Source organism: Cognatundibacterium oligocarboniphilum (genome assembly GCF_013377855.1).
Lineage (GTDB): Bacteria > Pseudomonadota > Gammaproteobacteria > Burkholderiales > Burkholderiaceae_D > Undibacterium > Undibacterium oligocarboniphilum.
The window spans coordinates 347,663-364,999 of sequence record NZ_JABXYJ010000005.1 but is presented as its reverse complement, the minus strand read 5'-3'; the positions used below and the strand labels follow the sequence as shown (position 1 = coordinate 364,999).

At 50.8% G+C, this 17,337-nt stretch carries 12 protein-coding genes; 8 read left to right on the top strand and 4 right to left on the bottom strand.

Features of this window, described 5'->3' with window-relative positions:
• Positions 1-129 precede the first annotated feature (129 nt).
• From galU to smc, 4 genes are read right to left on the bottom strand one after another with little or no spacing between them, the layout of a single operon-like run.
• Entirely contained in the window at positions 130-1,005 is an 876-nt protein-coding gene (gene galU, locus HV832_RS10990) for a UTP--glucose-1-phosphate uridylyltransferase GalU (protein ID WP_176803871.1), read from the bottom strand.
• A gap of 1 nt (position 1,006) precedes the next feature.
• On the bottom strand, positions 1,007-3,394 hold the full coding sequence (gene ligA, locus HV832_RS10985; protein WP_176803870.1) for an NAD-dependent DNA ligase LigA: 2,388 nt from the start codon (positions 3,392-3,394) through the stop codon (positions 1,007-1,009).
• Positions 3,395-3,409: 15 nt separating this feature from the next.
• Positions 3,410-4,510: a cell division protein ZipA C-terminal FtsZ-binding domain-containing protein gene (locus tag HV832_RS10980; RefSeq protein WP_176803869.1), complete on the bottom strand. Its 1,101-nt coding sequence runs from the start codon at positions 4,508-4,510 to the stop codon at positions 3,410-3,412.
• Positions 4,507-8,031, bottom strand: coding sequence for a chromosome segregation protein SMC (gene smc / locus HV832_RS10975; protein WP_176803868.1), 3,525 nt, complete (start codon positions 8,029-8,031; stop codon positions 4,507-4,509). The genes HV832_RS10980 and smc overlap by 4 nt, the downstream gene beginning before the upstream one ends.
• 350 nt (positions 8,032-8,381) lie before the next feature.
• Here smc and dapC point away from each other — a divergent pair, with 350 nt between their 5' ends.
• The 8 genes from dapC to HV832_RS10935 all read left to right on the top strand — a co-directional run bounded on the left by dapC (position 8,382) and on the right by HV832_RS10935 (position 17,244).
• Positions 8,382-9,605: a succinyldiaminopimelate transaminase gene (dapC, locus tag HV832_RS10970; RefSeq protein ID WP_176803867.1), complete on the top strand. Its 1,224-nt coding sequence runs from the start codon at positions 8,382-8,384 to the stop codon at positions 9,603-9,605.
• A 72-nt stretch (positions 9,606-9,677) separates the two neighbouring features.
• Positions 9,678-10,505 carry a 2,3,4,5-tetrahydropyridine-2,6-dicarboxylate N-succinyltransferase gene (dapD, locus tag HV832_RS10965; RefSeq protein WP_176803866.1) on the top strand — a complete coding sequence of 276 codons (828 nt, stop codon included), beginning with the start codon at positions 9,678-9,680 and terminating at the stop codon, positions 10,503-10,505.
• Positions 10,506-10,590: 85 nt separating this feature from the next.
• Complete coding sequence (locus tag HV832_RS10960) at positions 10,591-11,733, top strand: PilT/PilU family type 4a pilus ATPase (RefSeq protein ID WP_223827252.1); 1,143 nt, start codon at positions 10,591-10,593, stop codon at positions 11,731-11,733.
• Between the two features lie 17 nt (positions 11,734-11,750).
• Positions 11,751-12,134 carry an arsenate reductase gene (locus HV832_RS10955; protein WP_399310702.1) on the top strand — a complete coding sequence of 128 codons (384 nt, stop codon included), beginning with the start codon at positions 11,751-11,753 and terminating at the stop codon, positions 12,132-12,134.
• Positions 12,135-12,139: 5 nt separating this feature from the next.
• A complete protein-coding gene (gene dapE / locus HV832_RS10950) occupies positions 12,140-13,267 on the top strand; it encodes a succinyl-diaminopimelate desuccinylase (protein ID WP_176803941.1) in 1,128 nt (375 codons plus the stop codon).
• A gap of 45 nt (positions 13,268-13,312) precedes the next feature.
• Positions 13,313-14,215, top strand: coding sequence for a 50S ribosomal protein L3 N(5)-glutamine methyltransferase (prmB, locus tag HV832_RS10945; RefSeq protein WP_176803864.1), 903 nt, complete (start codon positions 13,313-13,315; stop codon positions 14,213-14,215).
• A 158-nt stretch (positions 14,216-14,373) separates the two neighbouring features.
• Entirely contained in the window at positions 14,374-16,356 is a 1,983-nt protein-coding gene (locus HV832_RS10940) for an ATP-binding cassette domain-containing protein (RefSeq protein ID WP_176803863.1), read from the top strand.
• Positions 16,357-16,359: 3 nt separating this feature from the next.
• Positions 16,360-17,244, top strand: a complete 885-nt coding sequence (locus HV832_RS10935; protein WP_176803862.1) for a polysaccharide deacetylase family protein — start codon at positions 16,360-16,362, stop codon at positions 17,242-17,244.
• Positions 17,245-17,337: the final 93 nt, after the last annotated feature.

The window sequence follows — 17,337 nt, the reverse complement described above, 5'->3', positions numbered from 1 at the left end:
ACGACAATCAGATAACTCAACACCATCAGCATACACTGCACAACCTGATAATACGTAAAAAAACGGCCCGAAAACTCAGGCCGTCAGTGCATTTTTAAAAGCAGGCAGATCCCAATTCCGGATAAAACCTTATTTAATATTCTTCAGAAATTCAGCGAATTCAACGCTGGTTTCCTTGTGCTTCAGGCCCAGAGCCACACTGGCCTTCAGATACCCGAGCTTGGAACCGCAATCATAACGGGTCGCAGATGGGCGATAAGCATAAACCGGAAAATCTTTCAGCATGGCAGCAATACCATCGGTCAGTTGAATTTCCCCTCCGGAACCTTTGCCCAGATTTTCGAGATAGGAAAAAATCCGGCCGGATAAAATATAGCGTCCGACCACCGCCAGCGTGGACGGCGCCACATCCGGCATCGGTTTTTCGACAATACCCTGCATACGTTCCAGACGGTCCTTGTAAGGCGCGCCGCTGACGATGCCGTACTGGCGGGTAAATTCACGCGGTACATCCTGCACGGCGATAATACTGCCGCCCTCCTGTTCGTATTGCTGCGCCATTTGTGCCATCACGGATGGTTGTCCCGGGTCGGCGTCCATCAGATCGTCCGCCAGCAGGACCGCAAAAGGATCATCGCCAATCACAGGCCGGGCGCACAACACCGCGTGCCCCAGCCCCAGAGCCGCAGGCTGTCGGATATAAATGCAGTTAATGTTTTTAGGGATCACGTTCCGCACCAGATCCAGCAGAGCTTCCTTGCCCGCTGCTTCCAGCTCGCTTTCCAGTTCATAGGCTTTATCAAAATGATCTTCGATCGCGCGTTTATTACGACCGGTGATAAAAACCATCTCGGTGATGCCAGCCTCGACAGCTTCTTCCACTGCATACTGAATCAATGGCTTGTCCACGATCGGCAGCATTTCTTTTGGCTGCGCTTTCGTGGCAGGCAAGAACCGACTCCCCAGACCCGCGACCGGAAAAACGGCTTTTTTAATCTTTCTCATTTCAGCTCCTGGAACATAAGTGAAGCAAGTCTGCTTCGGTCAATATAGAAATACCCAACTCTTGTGCTTTAACCAATTTGCTGCCCGCTTCATCGCCCGCGACAACATAGCTGGTTTTTCCAGATACCGATCCAGTGACTTTGCCACCAGCTTTTTCGATCAATGCGGTTGCCTGATCCCGGCTCAGGGTTGGCAATGTCCCGGTGAGGACAAATGTTTTTCCTGCCAGTACACCTGCTGCAGAAACATCGTCCGTTTCAGGTAGCAGCGATTCCAGCAAGCGACTGCGCCATTGATCCAACTCCAGCAGACGACTCCGGTGTTCAGGAGCAGCCAGCCATTGCTGCAATGCCTGCGTCAGATCTGACGGAAATCCAGTCACCACAAATCCATCTGCAGGCATCTCTGCCAATGCCCTCAGCGACAAACCACGTTCCTGTAATTGCTGGCAGCGCTTCAAAGTCAGCTTCGGAATATCCACCTCTGCCAGCAGCACAGCAGGCTCCAGACGCTGGCGCAATTGGGCCGCAGGTGCGTGCTCTCCTGAGGGCACCACGCCAGCCTCCAGTAACTGGCTGATCGCCTGCTGATTTTTCGGTTCGGAAAAAAAATCGGCAATCGATTCCGCCACCGCAGCACCGATATCCGGCAGGATACGAAATAATGTCACCGGCGCATGGCGAATCAACGCCAGTTGTCCCAGCCAGTCTGCCAGTGTTTTTGCCGTTGATTCGCCGACATGACGAATACCCAGCGCAAACAACAGGCGCTCCAGTGGCGGCTGTTTACTGGCCGCAATCGCAGCAATCAGGTTTTCTGCCCACTTGGTGGCAATCTTTCCTTGCTGGACCGTTTCCGGCACCACACCGTCGCGCTCATCCGCACGTTGCTTCATGTTCAGTAAATCTGACAGCGTGAGCTGATACAGATCGGCAATTCCATGCACATAGCCCAGATCTACCAGATGATCAATATATCGTTCGCCGAGTCCGTCAATATCCATCATCCGGCGACCAGCGAAATGCCGCAGAGCTTCTTTGCGTTGCGCAGTACAGAATAAACCGCCAGAACAACGCGCAACCGCCTCCCCTGCTTCACGCACCACGTGGGAGCCGCAAACCGGACAGTGTTTCACCATTTCAAATGGCGCGTTCATACTGTCGCTTCTTTTTTCCATGACGACAGAAGCGATTTCCGGAATCACGTCGCCGGCACGCCGGACGATCACGGTGTCGCCGATCCGCACATCCTTGCGCCTGACCTCATCCTCATTGTGTAACGTGGCATTGGTAATCGTCACTCCGCCGACGAAAACTGGCGCCAGGCGCGCCACCGGCGTCAGTGCACCAGTACGTCCAACCTGAATGTCGATACTTTGCACCACGGTAGTCGCCTCTTCGGCCGGAAACTTGTGCGCGATCGCAAAGCGCGGTGCCCGCGAGACAAAGCCGAGCTGCTGCTGCGCCGCTGTATCATTGACTTTGTAGACAACACCATCAATTTCATAGCCCAGCGTATTACGGCGGCTCTGAATATTCCGGTAAAAATCCAGCAAACCCTCTGCCCCGCTGACCAAGGCGCTTTCTCCGTTCACCGGAACGCCCAGCTTCTGATACCAATCCAGCAAAGCACGATGTGAAGCGGGTAATTCCCCCCCTTCCAGAGACCCAATGCCGTAGGCAAAAAAACGCAGATGTCGCTGAGCAGTGATTTTTGAATCGAGTTGCCGCAAACTTCCTGCTGCCGCATTGCGCGGATTCATGAATTCCTTCCCGCCAGCTTCACGTTGCCGCCGGTTCAGCAAATCAAAATCCTTTTTGAACATCAGGACTTCGCCACGAACATCCAGCACAGCCGGTGGCTGCTCTGTATTCAAACGTAAAGGAATACTGCGGATCGTGCGGATATTTTCGGTGACATCCTCACCAGTGAAACCGTCACCGCGCGTCGCGGCCTGTGTCAGGATGCCGTCCACATAACGCAGATTAATCGCGAGCCCGTCAAATTTCAGGTCAATCGCATATTCCACTTTCTGCGTAGCTTCCAGCCCCTCTCTGACGCGGCGGTCAAATGCAAAAATGTCCTCATCTTCAAAGCCGTTGTTTAAAGACAGCATGGGAATCGCGTGCTGTACCTGCCCGAATTCAGGCAAAGCCTGGCCACCAACCCTCAAGGTCGGAGAATCTGAAGTTTTGAGTAAAGGGAAATCCTGTTCCAGCTGTTCCAATTCACGAAACAGCTGATCGTACTCGGCATCCGGAATCGTGGGCTGATCAAGTACATAATAAGCATGGCTGTGACGTTCAATCTCTGCACGCAACACCGCGGCACGCGCGGCAGCCTGCTGAAACGCGGAATCCCCCGCGTCATGAAACAGGTTATTTTGCATAATTCAGACAGACAATCAGCTGAACAGGCGCTGAGCGCGCATAGAACCGGCAGGAATCCGGGCTTCTGCCATTGCAGTGTAAAACTCATTGACCTGCCCGGCAATTTCATCAATCGCCGCCTTGGAAATCAGCTGATTGCCGTCATCCACAATCGCGCCGTTCAGACGGGTTGCCAGCGACTTTGCGCACGCCGCCATCGCACCGAAACCATCACGGGATGGTGCAACACAGGGAACGTCAAGCAACAGGGTCAGGCGCGACGTCACTGTTTCACTGACGCCGACATTGGTTGATAAGGTGAACAAACTGCCGCCGTCACCATCAGGCATCATCAGGCGGCCGTCCGGACGCTGATCGAAGCCGAGTTTTTCCAATGCCGGCAACAGGGTATGCAATGCCCAGGTGGTGCCGTTGGCAGCAATGCTGAGGCTCAACTGGGCATCATGCTCGGCAACGAACTGGTGTAGTTCGCGCGCATTGCTGATCACGCTGTTCATATCCGGAATATCAGGGTGCGCATTCAGATTATCGGCAATCGCACGTAATTTCATGATGAATTCGGAATACTCCAGTTCCGTCAGCGGACCGCTGCGGCTGACCATTTGAATACCGGCAAACAAGGTAGTATAAGCGCCGCCGGTAGCAATCACATCGCGCTCACCGGTATGACTCTGCCCGATGAAATGGACAGGTTTTTTGCCGACATATTTCAATTCTGAAATTTCAGCCAGAATCTTTTCGCCACGTACCGGCACATCAAATTCCAGCGGAATCACACAATCAATCAGTTCGTCCACCGGCAATTCTTTTTCTGACTGCGGCATCACACCATTTACCGTCTCAGCCGCTGCCGGCAGCACGCTATCCTCGTGAGGCAGCGCCGCCTCTTCAGACTCGATGCTGATGATCTCATCACTGGAAAACACTGGCTCCTGGCGTTGCAAAGAAAGTGCATCATCCGGTTGCGCCGGATTCAGCAGGACATCATCATGTCCGTCACCAAAGGCATTTTCAACGGTCTTCTTTGCTTTATATTCCTGCCATTTATTGAAAATAAATACGCCGACAACCAAAGTACCACTGACTGCCAATAAACTTAATTGTAGATCTGTCATGCTGCTTGAACCTCAGTAGCAAAATTGACGGCAGATTCCATATCCACCGCCACAATACGGGAAACTCCCTGCTCTTGCATGGTCACGCCGATCAGTTGCTGCGCCATTTCCATTGCAATCTTGTTATGGGAGATAAATAAAAATTGTGTGTTGGATGACATCCGTTTCACCATATTACAGAAACGTTCGGTGTTTGAGTCATCCAGAGGAGCGTCCACCTCATCAAGCAGACAGAACGGCGCCGGATTCAGCTGGAACATAGAAAATACCAGTGCCGTTGCTGTCAGCGCTTTTTCTCCACCGGACAACAAATGAATCGTCGCATTCTTCTTTCCTGGCGGCTGCGCCATGACCTGTACACCGGAATCCAGAATTTCGTCACCAGTCATGATCAGTTTTGCCTGTCCTCCGCCGAACAACACCGGGAATAATTCAGCAAAATGATGATTTACCTTATCAAAGGTATCCTGTAACAATTCCCGGGTTTCCATGTCGATTTTCTGAATGGCATCCTGCAAAGTAGTGATTGCTTCAGTCAGATCGGCATGTTGCGCATCGAGGAAATTTTTCCGTTCTTTTGCTTGCGCCAATTCTTCCAGCGCGGCCATATTCACAGCGCCCAGAGCGGCAATCGCATTCGATAGCCGGGTGACTTCCCCCTGTAGATACGCAGGTTTCAGATCCGGATGTAACTTGTCGGATAAACTCTGTTCATCCACTTCAAAATTACGCAGCTGCTCATCATATTGCTCCTGCGCCAGACGGGCTGCCTGCTCTTTCAGTTGCAATTCAACGATACGGTCACGTTGCGGCTGCAGGCTGCGTTCGGTCTGGGTTTTATGGTCTTCCGCCTGACGCAATTGCTGCGACAACTGATCCAATTCATGGCGCGCATCCGCCAGAGCCCGTTCCTGCGCAGTCCGCCTGTCGAGCAGATCCTGCAAGCCTGCCTGGGCAGTCTGATCATCCATCGACTCCAGTTCCAGCTGCCCCTGCTCCATGCTGGCAAATAACTGCGCCGACTGCTCGAGTGCTGTGGCGATATTACGCCGTAACTCGTCCATTTTATGACGATGCGATTTTTCGGCAAATGCAGCTTCCTGTGCTGCCAGCTCCAGATCTCGCAGCCGCTGTCGTGCCTGATTCAACTGCTGCTCTTTTTCCAGATAAACTGTTTGCCCCTGCTCGTGCGTCTCCTGCAATTCAGCCAGTTCAATATCCAGGGTTTCAAACTTCTGCTCAGAAGCTGCACGTGCCTGTTGCTGCTCACTTTCCTGAGCAATGATTTCTGCCAGATCCGCATCGATCTGCGTACTGCGCTGGTTGAAGCGTTCCTGAATTTCAGCCAGCTTCATGTATTCAATCTGCAATGTATGCGTGGCCTGCGTGAACGCGCCAGCGCGTTGGCGCAATTCCTGCAACTGCATGGACGCCTGGCTGTATCCGGCATCAGCCCGAATGGCGCGATGTTTGGCTTCATCAGCCAGCAATTGTCTGGTGCGACACTGCTTGCTGATATTTTCAATTTCCTGCTGCCGGCCAAGCACACCATCCTGCTCAGAATCGGCAGCATAAAAACGGACGCTGGAACGGGAAATCATGTGTCCTTGACGTGTGACGAACATCGCACCGGCTGGCAACTGATGCCGACCGGCAAAAGCTGTCGTCACATCCTCTGCGATATAAATCTGGTGCAACCAGTCCTGCATCAGACCGCGAATACCGGGTTCATTCAGTTGCAACAGACCGAGGAAAGGTTTAAATCCATTGAGCGATGAAACCGGCTCTGCATTCACCAGCGGACTGTATAAGGCCAGTTTGGCAGGCGGCGGATCACTAAAAAAAGCCTTTGCCCAATCCAGACTGGACATTTCGAGCGATGTGGTTCGCTCGCGCAATACAGCTTCCAGCGCTGTTTCCCAACCAGTTTCGATATGTAATTTTTGCCAGAGTTTAGGCAAATTGCCCAGTTCGTGTTTTTCCAGCCAGGGCTGCACTTTCCCCTGAGACTGTACCTTCTCCTGCAACTGTTTCAGTGCAAGCAGTCTTGCTTCCAGCTGCGCCAGCTCGGCAGCGTCCTGATTGACCTGCTGTTGCGCCTGCTTCCTCTCATCATCCAGCAAAGGCAGCCGTTCCTGCGCTTCATCGAGCTGCATATTCAGCTCTTCCAGCATTTGTTTTTTTTCTTCGAGTTGAATGGACAGATGATCCAGATGAACCGAATCGGGCATCACCAAACCTTGCCGCTCCTGCTGCAACCTTTCTTTACGGGCAGCGAGACTATTCAGGATGTTTGATGCATTACGCTGTTGCGCAGATTCCAGTTCAATCTGCTGCTGCATCTGCATAATCTGGCCACGCGATTCAGTGGTTTTCAGCTGACACTCTCGCCATTGCTGCTCCAGCTCCGGCAAGAGATCCTGCTGCGATTGCGCAGTCTCGCTGGCCTGCTCAGCCCGCATCGCCAGTTCTTCGACCTGGATTTCGGCTTCGGATAAGTCATCCTGTAACTGATGACTTTGCCGTTGCCACTGATCCCGCTGTGCTGTCAGTGAATGCAACTGGGATTGCAGTCTGCTGCGCGATTCGATAACAAATTTAATTTGTGCTTCCAAGCTGCCAATTTCAGCATTGGTCTGGTACAAATGCCCCTGCGCCTGGTGCAGGCGATCGCCAACGGCGTAGTGCGCCTGCCGCATTTGTTCCAACTCCAGTTCGACATGACGCAACCTGGCTGTCTGCTCTTCCAGATCCAATTGCGTCTTTTCTATCTCGGAAAAATGTTTTTTCTGCTCACCGGCCGCTTCATTTCTACGCAACAGCCAGAGTAATTTTTGCTTTTCTTCCTGATCGGCCTGCAAAGTATGAAATTTATTTGCAATCACTGCCTGCGCTTCCAGTTTTTCCAGATTCGCATTCAGTTCCCGCAAAATATCTTCGACCCTGACCAGATTTTCATGGGTATCGTGAATCCGGTTTTCTGTTTCGCGGCGGCGTTCTTTATAGCGGGAAACACCGGCAGCCTCTTCCAGGAAAATTCGCAACTCTTCCGGTCTGGCTTCAATAATACGGGAAATCATACCCTGACCAATAATCGCATAAGCACGCGGCCCAAGTCCGGTCCCGAGGAAGATGTCCTGAATATCCCGCCGCCTTACGGGCTGGCCATTGATGTAATAGGTCGACGTGCCATCGCGTGTGAGCGTACGTTTGACGGCTATTTCAGCATACTGACTCCACTGTCCGGCCGCTTTGCCCAGACTGTTATCAAAAACCAACTCTACTGAAGAACGCCCAGCCGGCTTTCTGTGCGTGGAGCCATTGAAAATAACGTCCTGCATCGACTCACCGCGCAATTCGGATGCCTTGGACTCCCCCAGCACCCAGCGTACTGCATCGATGATATTGGACTTACCACAACCATTGGGACCAACAACGCCGACCAGTTGTCCCGGAACCTGAAAATGGGTGGGATCTACAAATGATTTGAATCCCGACAGTTTAATAGACGTTAATCGCACTTGATGAAATTTTATTATCGTTGACAGTCAGACCCAGGGTACCCGCTTACGGCGGGAAAAAGTGCAGCATCCTCTATAGGAATAGCCTTGCATCATACCATTTGAAACAACGAAAATTCACATGCAGAGATTGAAAAATGAATAAGCTGGATCATTTCTCCGAAAAAAGAAACCTATGCAGTGTTGAATTTTCTTCAAAGCCTTTCTTTGAAGAATACGTCGAGCAGCTATAATACGGCAAAGCAGGCCATCATCAGAATTATCGTCAGCCCACTGCCCTGACGGCAGACAAAACTGATACAAGCAAAAGGCAGGCACCAGATTGTCCGGCATGTCTCTTTAATTAAAAAATGACCTTTCACCCTCACCTCAGCAAGTTACAGCCGTATCCCTTTGAGAAACTCAAGCGTCTGTTTGCAGGCGTCCAGCCCAATCCAGCGTATTCGCCCATCAGTCTGGGGATCGGAGAACCGAAACATCCGACACCGGAATTTATCCGGGATGCGCTGATCAGGAATATGGATGGTTTAGCCAGCTATCCGGCAACAGCTGGCTCCGAAGCTTTACACAACGCAATCGCCAACTGGCTGGCGCGACGCTATAACATTCAGGCACTCAATCCGGCAACACAGATTTTGCCGGTCAATGGCTCCAGGGAAGCCTTATTCGCACTGGCGCAGACGATCATTAATCCTTCAGTATGTCAGGATGGGCCGCCACTGGTGCTGTGCCCTAATCCGTTTTACCAGATTTACGAAGGTGCAGCCTATCTGAGCGGTGCCGAGCCTTATTTTGCCAATGCAGACCCGCAGCGCAATTTTGCACCTGACTATCAAAGGATTCCTGAGGCTGTCTGGCAGCGGGTACAGCTTTTGTATATCTGCTCGCCGGGTAATCCTACCGGAGCCGTGCTGACATTGAATGACTGGAAAGAATTATTTGATTTATCAGACCGCTATGGCTTCGTGATTGCTGCCGATGAATGCTATTCGGAAATTTACTTCAAACGGGAAGCGCCACTCGGCAGCCTGCAGGCAGCCCATTTACTGGGTCGGGACTATCGACGCCTGATCACGCTGTCGAGTTTGTCGAAACGCTCCAACGTTCCGGGTCTGCGCTCAGGTTTCGTCGCCGGTGATGCAGAGATCATGCAGAAATTTTTGCTCTACCGTACCTACCACGGCAGTGCCATGAGTCCGATGATTCAGGCCGCATCTGTTGATGCATGGAATGATGAAACGCATGTCGAAGAAAACCGGACAAAATATATCCGGAAATTCGAGCAGATCACCCCCCTATTGGCGGAGGTGCTGGATGTGCAACTGCCGGACGCCGCATTCTATCTGTGGGCCAGGGTGAATGATCTGAATGGCATCAGTGACACTGAATTCGCCCGCCAGCTGTATGAGCAATATAATGTCACCGTATTACCCGGCAGTTATCTCGCCCGCGAAGCGCATGGCATCAACCCGGGCGAAAACCGTATTCGCATGGCGCTGGTCGCCGAAGTGGAAGAATGCCTTGAAGCGGCACAGCGTATCGTGGCCTTCTGCAAAACACTGAATGACCGCTGACGCGCAATCTGAACAGCGATGGACTGTTCAGGACAATTTATCCTCTCTGTTAATTTATTGGAAGAAGTGACTATGACACAGCAATTGCAGCAAATCATCGATCAGGCCTGGGAAAACCGCACTGAGATTTCCCCTAAATCCGCGCCGGCAGAAGTGCGTGAAGCAGTGGCGCATGTATTGGGCGAGCTTGACGCAGGCAGCCTGCGCGTTGCCGAAAAAGCAGAAGGTCAGTGGCACGTCAATCAATGGATTAAGAAAGCGGTTCTGCTGTCTTTCAGGCTCGAAGACAACGTCTGTATGCCATCTGGTGATCACATGCAGTTTTTTGATAAGGTTCCGACCAAATTTGCCAATTACACCGCAGAAGATTTTGCCAAAGGCGGATTCCGCGTGGTTCCTCCTGCAGTCGCACGTCGCGGTAGCTTTATCGCAAAAAATGTGATCCTGATGCCTTCTTACGTCAATATCGGCGCTTATGTTGATGAAGGTGCCATGGTCGACACCTGGGCCACAGTCGGTTCCTGCGCGCAGATTGGGAAAAATGTGCATTTATCTGGCGGCGTCGGCATTGGCGGCGTACTGGAACCAATGCAGGCGAATCCAACCATCATTGAGGACAACTGCTTTATCGGTGCGCGTTCTGAAATTGTGGAAGGTGTGATCGTCGAAGAAAATTCCGTCATTTCTATGGGAGTGTATATCGGCCAGTCCACCAAGATTTACGATCGCGCAACCGGCGAAGTGACTTATGGACGTGTTCCGGCTGGCTCTGTGGTCGTGTCCGGCAACCTCCCTTCCGCAGATGGCAAATACAGTCTGTACTGCGCCGTGATCGTCAAGCGTGTTGATGCGCAGACCCGCTCCAAAACCAGTATCAATGAGCTGTTGCGCGGAGCCTGACTCTATCTCCTGATAAGACCCTACCAATCAATCATCAGGCCGGCAATGACCGGCCTGAACTGAATCACAGCAAAGAGGATACATCATGGGAGCAATGGAACGATTATTTCAGCTCATGAAGGAAAAACATGCCTCCGACATGTTTTTTGCGATGAACTCGCCGGTTCATTTGAAAATTAATGGCAACCTGCTGCCAATTAATCAGCAAAAAATGGATCAGGGAAATATTTTGTCGCTTTTGTCTGAGGTGGTATCTCCCGAGCATCTGGAAGTGCTGGAGCGCGAAAACGAACTCAATATCGGTATCGGTGCACCTGGTATTGGGCGCTTCCGTCTGTCGGCCTTCCGTCAGCGCGGCTCCATTTCTGCTGTTTTCCGTTATGTCCCCGGTGATATTCCGAAAATCGACACACTGAATCTGCCACCGGTTCTGTCTGACCTGATCATGGAAAAACGTGGTCTGATTCTGGTGGTTGGTTCGACCGGTTCAGGAAAATCCACCACTATCGCTTCCATGCTGGATCATCGCAACGGCGTTAAAACAGGCCATATCCTGACACTCGAAGATCCAATTGAATATTTATTCCGCAGTAAAAAATCGATTGTGAATCAGCGCGAAATCGGCAGTGATTCAGAAAGCCTGAAAACAGCACTGAAAAATTCCCTGCGCCAGGCGCCAGACTGCATTCTGATCGGTGAAATCCGTGACCTCGATACCATGATGTCTGCCATTGCCTACGCCCAGTCGGGCCATCTTGTACTGGCAACGCTGCACGCCAATAACAGCTATCAGGCGCTGAACCGTATCATCAGCTTTTTTCCCATGGAAAACCGTACAGCCCTGCTACTGGATCTGGCCTCCTCGATCAAAGCCATTATTTCTCAGCGTCTGATCAAAGCGGTCAATGGCGGTCGCTGTCCGGCAGTCGAAATTATGCTCAATACCCGCTACGTTTCGGAATTGATTGAGCAAGGCGATATTTTTCAGATCAAGGAAGCAATTGAAAAAAGCCTTTCCCCTGGCTCGCAAACCTTTGAACGGGCGCTGTTCACCCTGATTAAAGAAGGCCTTGTCAGCAAAGAAGAAGGTCTTGCGAATGCAGACTCTGCCAATAATTTGTTGTGGTTGCTGAATAATGAAATTGCCGCCACCACAGCCGCCGCCCCTGAACCGGAACCAGAAACCAAAGAAGAAGCCTCGTTTACCGAATTTACCCTGAATGTCTGATAGCAAAACTCCTCATGATCAGCCGTACTATTCACATCACTGCCTACGGTATCCCCAATTGTGATACCGTCAAAAAAGCCCGCGTCTGGTTGCAAGCGCATCACCCGGATTTCGTCTTTCATGACTTTAAAAAACAGGGACTGGATCAGGTTCTGATTGAAAACTGGCTCGAACACATCGGGTCTGACCAATTGATCAATCGTAAAGGAACAAGCTGGAAAGCTCTGAGCGATACTCAAAAACAATCCGCCGACACACGGACGGGTGCGATAGCGCTGATGCTGAACAATCCCTCCCTGATCAAACGCCCTGTCCTGCAGATTTCAGATGAAGATGGCATACACCACGTTTCAGTCGGCTTCTCTGACAGCCAGTTCAGCAATATCTTTTCTCAATTCTGATCATGATGAGCAAAACCTTAGCACTGACTGAACAACTCATTGCCCTTGATTCGGTCACCCCGGAAGATAAGGGCTGCCAGCGCACCTTGATCTCCCTGCTGGAGCCGCTGGGATTCCAGTGCGAAACCATCCAGTCCGGTGATGTGACCAATTTATGGGCGCGTCGCGGTACGCAGCAGCCTTTGCTGGTCTTTGCTGGCCATACAGATGTTGTGCCGACAGGGCCTGTCGCGCAATGGCAGTCCGCACCTTTTACACCGACTCAGCGGGATGGCAAGCTGTATGGGCGCGGTGCTGCCGACATGAAAACTTCCATCGCAGCTTTTGTCGTCGCCACTGAGGAATTTATTACCGCCCATCCTGACCATCGCGGCTCCATCGGTTTTCTGATTACCAGTGATGAAGAAGGTCCGGCTACCGATGGTACGGTAGTCGTCTGCAACCAACTGAAGGCGCGTGGAGAGCAGCTTGATTACTGCATCGTCGGCGAACCCACTTCTACCGACAAACTGGGAGACACCATTAAAAATGGTCGCCGCGGCACGATGTCCGGTAAACTGACAATCAAAGGTGTGCAAGGACATATCGCTTATCCGCATCTGGCGAAAAATCCCATTCATCTGTTCGCACCAGCCATGTCGGAACTGGTGGCGGAAATCTGGGATGCAGGCAACGAATACTATTTGCCGACATCCTGGCAAATATCGAATATCCATGCGGGCACCGGTGCCTCGAATGTGATTCCCGGCGAAGCTGTGATTGATTTTAATTTCCGTTTCTCGACAGCCAGCACAGCAGAAGGTCTGCAGCAACGGGTGCATACCATACTCGATAAACACAGTCTCAATTATGACCTCAAATGGACTGTCGGCGGACATCCTTTTCTGACTCCGAAAGGTGACCTCAGCAACGCGCTGGCCGATGCAATCCGTACAGAAACAGGATTGGAAACCGAATTATCGACAACCGGCGGCACCTCCGATGGACGATTCATTGCCAAGATTTGCCCGCAAGTGGTAGAGTTCGGCCCGCCGAATGCCAGCATTCATAAAATCGACGAGCATATTGCGCTGGTCGATATTGATCCATTAAAGAATATTTACCGCAAGACCTTAGAAAATTTACTGACCTGATATTTTCAGGCCTGCTTCACGGTACGCTATCATCAGACTGAAATTATGCCCACACCAGCCACAACCTTTAAAACACTGCGTGACCTGTTACGCTATGCCGTCAGCCGCTTCAATCAGGAAAAACTGTTCTTCGGCCACGGTAGTGCCAATGCGCTGGATGAGGCTGCTTACCTGCTGCTGCATTCTCTGCATTTACCCTTGGATAAAATCGATCCTTTCATGGACGCAAATTTACTGCCCCATGAAATTGATGCCGCATTGCGCATCATTGAACGCCGGGCAACTGATCGCGTGCCGGCGTCTTACATAACTCATGAAGCCTGGCTGGGCACCTATAATTTCTACGTCGATGAACGCGTCATCGTACCGCGCTCGTTCATTGCAGAATTAATTCCCGAGCATTTTTCACCTTGGGTCAATGATCCGGATAGCATCAGCAATATCCTTGAACTTTGCACAGGATCAGGCTGCCTGCCGATCATGCTGGCCGACATGTTCCAGAATGCCCACGTCGATGCGGTTGATATCTCGCAAGATGCGCTGGCTGTCGCGCAGATCAATGTCAACACATACGAACTGCAAGACCGCATCACGCTGATTGAATCCGATGTATATAACCGGGTTCCTGATAAAAAATACGACCTGATCATCAGCAATCCGCCTTATGTAAATTCTGGTTCGATGGCAAAATTGCCAAAGGAATATCTGCACGAACCGCAGATTGCATTGGCTGGCGGCAATGACGGAATGGATCTGGTGCGAAAAATCATTGCCGGCGCGACTCAACGACTGACCGAAGATGGCATTCTGATGGTAGAGATCGGGAATGAGCGCGCTTTTGCAGAGGCTGCATTTCCAGAACTGAACCTGACCTGGGTTTCAACCAGTGCGGGTGACGACATGGTATTCCTGATTGAAGCCCGGGACTTGATCAATTTTCAGGTCTGAAAACATCTTTCGGTAACATAACGGGCAACTCTGCGTTTGCCCGTTTTTTTATTGACTCCAACAAACGAACGACCTTCAGGGTCAGATAACGAATCCACGCTGAATTGCTTGACTGCTACGGCAGACTGCTTACAGCTTTCCCCCAAATTGAATTCCCTATGATACGTTTGCAGCAAGTTATCCTCGCCCGTGGCACCAAACCATTATTCGACAGCGTCGATGTCACGTTGAATCCCGGTGACAAAATCGGTCTGATCGGCTCAAATGGAGCAGGCAAATCCAGCCTGTTTGCCATGCTGCGCGGTGAATTGCATCCGGATCAGGGCAGCATAGAATTTCCGGCTAAATGGCAATTGGCTCATGTTGCTCAGGAAACGCCACCACTGGAGCGTAGTGCGATTGACTATGCCATCGACGGTGACGTTGCCCTGCGCAAACTGGAGGCTGAACTGGCCGATCTGGAGGCGCAACCGGAAAGTCATGACAATGGCATTGCAATCGGCAATCTGTATGCTGCGCTTTCTGATGCAGATGCCTATACGGTTCGCTCGCGTGCGGAGCAATTACTGATTGGCCTGGGTTTTAAGCTGGAACAACTAGATCAACCTATTGCCAGTTTTTCCGGCGGCTGGCGTATGCGTCTCAATCTTGCTCAGGCACTGATGTGTAAATCTGATCTGTTGCTGCTGGACGAGCCGACCAACCATCTGGATCTCGATGCCATCATCTGGCTGGAGGACTGGCTGAAGCGTTATGCAGGAACACTGATCATCATCTCGCATGACCGGGATTTTCTGGATGGCGTAGTCAATGTGATTGTCCATATTGACGACAGAAAGCTCAAACGCTACTCCGGAAATTATTCTGCCTTTGAACGTCAGCGCGCAGCACAGTTGGAACTGGCCCAGGGCATGATAGAAAAGCAGAACCGCAAGCGTGCACACCTCCAGTCATTCATCGATCGCTTCAAAGCCAAGGCAACTAAAGCCAAGCAGGCGCAAAGCCGTATCAAGGCCTTAGCGCGCATGGAAGAATTGGCGCCGTTGCGGGCTGCTGCAGAATTCTCGTTCGAATTCCGTGAACCATTGAGCGCACCAAATCCGATGCTGGTTATGGAAGATGTCGATTGCGGCTACCGCACAGAATCCAAAACAGATCACAGTTTTACTGAAAAGAAAATCGTTGGCGGAGTCAATTTTTCTTTGCAGATTGGCCAGCGCATTGGTTTGCTCGGGGTGAACGGCGCAGGTAAGTCAACGCTGATTAAAACCATCGTGGGTGATATTCCTCCGCTGGCAGGTACGATGCAGACAGGTAAAGGGCTGTCGATCGGTTACTTTGCTCAACATCAGGTAGAAATGCTGCGGCATGATGAGTCGCCTTTATGGCATCTGGCGCATATCGCGCCGGATGTGAGGGAGCAGGAGCTGCGCAATTTTCTCGGTGGTTTCAATTTTCCTGGCACCATGGTCACGAGCCCGATCAAACCGTTTTCCGGCGGCGAAAAAGCCCGGCTCGCACTGGCGATGATTGTCTGGCAGCGCCCCAATCTTTTATTACTGGATGAACCGACCAATCATCTGGATCTGGAAACCCGCGAAGCGCTGACGGAGGCATTGGCGCAATTTGAAGGCACACTGGTCGTCGTATCCCATGACCGTCACTTGTTACGTGCCACAACAGATCAGTTCATTATCGTGGCAGACGGTAAACTGATGCCTTTCGATGGTGATCTAGATGACTACAAAGACTGGCTATTTAAAAACAAACTGGAAAATGCGGCCAGCCCGGCTTTGCCAGAAAAAAACAAAGAGAAAAACAATCTGCCGCAAGTCAGTCCTGTCACTGTCAAAATCGATGATAAAGAACAGCGAAAGCGTGATGCAGAAGAAAGACAACGCTTGTCGGCACTACGCAAACCAATAGAAAGCCGCATTAAACGGCTTGAAGAACAAATGGCGAAGCTGAATCTGAAAAAAACCGCATTGGATCAGCTACTGGCAGACAGCGACATTTACAGTGATCAGAATAAAGAAAAGCTGAAAACTTTGTTGCTGGATCAGGCTTACCTGCTTAAAGAGGTGGAACAGATGGAAAGCGACTGGCTTGAACAACAAGAACTCCTGGAAGCAGCGAAATAAATCATGTTGAGATTTTATCTGATGATGAACCCAGTATTGCGAATCGGCGCTGTAATCACATTCTTGTGGGCTTTGATGCCTGCTTCTATCCATGCGGAAAACCAGTCATTACCGGACACAGGTCACTCATTAAAAGAGGAAACCACAAAAATAAAAAAGCACCGTATGAAAAAGTTGGAAGAGCGGGTCACAGTGGATGAAACTACGTTAAAAGAGCATTGCCGCTTTATTTCTGAAATTGCTGCTGTACCACCGGCTGGGGAAGTAGTGCTGACTTTTGATGATGGTCCTGAACCTGGTCAGACAGAATTGATCTTAGCGTTACTGAAAAAATACCAGATTCCTGCCACCTTTTTTATGATTGGCCAAAAGGCCGAGGCCTATCCTGAACTGGTCAGGCAAGTGACCGATACCGGGAACACCCTGATCGCAAGCCACTCCTGGAGTCATCCAAATTTTCACGATATCCCGGTCAGTGAACAGCAAGAAGAAATCAATAAAGGACTTGCTACCGTAAGCAAGGACAATGAATACAAACTGTTTCGCTACCCTTATGGGAACTCCAGTTGCGAATCCAATCAGCTACTCAAATCCCTTGAATATCGCATCGTCGGCTGGCATGTTGATTCCTGTGACTGGGCATTTGATCATCATGGTGAAGTGGATGCGAAAGAAGCACTAAGCTGCGGCGTACTTGCCCGAAATCGCAAAGATTATAAAGAGCACGTTTTATCCTCAATCCGTGCGCATAATGGCGGAATTATTCTGATGCATGAAATTCATCCCAACACGTTGAAGCAGCTGGATGGCATCATCGCCCGTTTGCTGAATGAAGGATATCGTTTTAAAAATCTCAATGATCCTGTATTCCAGAAAGCATTACAATGAACAAAATCAAGCATTGATTGAAAAGGGATACGCGTCAATGTATCCCTTTTTTTAGATGCCGATACGGTATCTACTTTGTGCTTTCTGGATTCA